This window comes from Acuticoccus mangrovi (assembly GCF_016411865.1).
GTDB lineage: Bacteria > Pseudomonadota > Alphaproteobacteria > Rhizobiales > Amorphaceae > Acuticoccus > Acuticoccus mangrovi.
In genome coordinates, this window is record NZ_JAEKJA010000055.1 from 1 (window position 1) to 1,781 (window position 1,781).

The window sequence follows — 1,781 nt, forward strand, 5'->3', positions numbered from 1 at the left end:
CGCCTCGAACAGCCCCGTCAGCGTCCCGGGCTCGGGCATCCCGCGCCGCGCGCCCGCGAACCCCTCCGTCAGTCGGCCGGCTTCACCCGGCAGCAGGATCCCGAGCTGCGACACCGCCCGCCCGGGCTCCGCCACCCCCTCCGCCAGCAGGCCGATCAGGCGCCCGGCCAATCCCTCCGCGCTCGCCCGCTCGAACAGCTCCGCGCCATACTCCAGAACGCCCCGCCACCCGCCCTCCTCCTCGGTGAAGGTGAAGCACAGGTCGAACTTCGCCGCCGTCGCCGCCACGCCCCACGGCCGCACCTCCAGCCCCGGCGCCGCAAAGCCCCCCTCCGCCCCGCCGTTGAGCACCAGCATCGTCTGGAACAGCGGCTGCCGCCCCACCACCCGCGGCGGCTCGAGCACCTCCACCAGCCGCTCGAACGGCGCGTCCTGGTGCATGTAGGCGTCGAGGCACACCTCCCGGCTGCGCGCCACCAGCGCACCGAAGCCGGGATCGCCCCCGAGATCCAGCCGCAGCACCAGCGTGTTGACGAAGAACCCCACCAGCCGGTCCAGCGCCGCATCGCTCCGCCCCGCCACCACCGTGCCGATCGCGATGTCCGTCCCGCCCCCGAGCCGGCTCAGCAGCGCCGAGACCGCCGCGTGCAGCACCATGAACGGCGTCGCTCCTTGCGCCCGCGCCAGCCCCTCCACCGCCGCCACCAGCCCCGGCTCGAGCGCGATCGGCACGCTCCCCACCCGCCGGCTCGGCCGCGCCGGCCTCGGCCGGTCCACCGGCAGCGTCAGCTCGGCCGGCAGCGCCTCGAGCGCGTCCCGCCAATAGGCGATCTGCCGGCCGATCAGGCTCTCCGCGTCCCCCTCTTCGCCCAGCAGCGCCCGCTGCCACACGGCGTAGTCCGCATATTGCACCGGCAGCGCGTCGTAGGCCGGCGCCGCTCCGGCGGCCCGCGCCCGGTAGGCCGTCGCCAGATCCTCCAGCAGCCGCCCCATCGACCAGCCGTCGCTCGCCACGTGATGCACCACCAGCGCCAGCACGTGATCGTCCCGCCCGAGCTCCAGCAGCACCGCCCGCAGCGGCAGGTCCCGAGCGAGGTCGAACGGACGGGCCGCCTCCGCCGCGAGCACCGCGTCGACCGCCTCCACCGGGCAGCCGCGCCGCTCGAGCCCCACCTGCGCCCGATCCAGGATCGCCTGATAGGGCTCCCCGCCCTCCTCCTTCAGCAGCGTGCGCAGGCTCTCGTGGCGCATCGCCACGTCGTCCAGCGCCGCTGCCAGCGCCTCCCCGTCGAGCCGCCCCAGAAGCCGCGCCGCCAGCGGGATGTTGTAGGTCGCGTCCGCCCCTTCCAGCCGGTCCAGGAACCACAGCCGCGCCTGCGCGAACGACAGCGGAAGCCGCGCCGGACGCTCCCCCGCCGTCAAGGCGTCTCCCGCCCGCGGCGCCTGCCGCACCCGCTCGGCCAGATCGCCCAGCCGCGGCGCCTCGAACACCGCGCGGATCCCGAGCACCCGTCCCTGCACGCTGCGCACCCGCGCCACCAGCCGCGCCGCCAGCAGCGAGTGGCCCCCGAGCGCGAAGAAGTCGTCCTCCGGGCCCACCCGCTCCACGCCCAGCAGCTCCCCCACCAGACCGCACAGCACCGCCTCCTCCGGCGTCCCCGACACCCCGCCCCGCACCGCCCGACCCGGCGCCGGCAGCCTCGCCCGATCCACCTTCCCGTTCCCCGTCAGCGGCAGTGCCTCCAGCACCACAATCCCCGACGGCACCATGTAATCCGGCA

Annotated in this window: 1 protein-coding gene; it reads right to left on the reverse strand. The window is 75.7% G+C overall.

The window, feature by feature from the left end:
- The coding region (locus JCR33_RS24635) for a condensation domain-containing protein (protein WP_332461268.1) at positions 1-1,767 on the reverse strand (1,767 nt) is incomplete at its 3' end.
- Positions 1,768-1,781 lie beyond the last annotated feature (14 nt).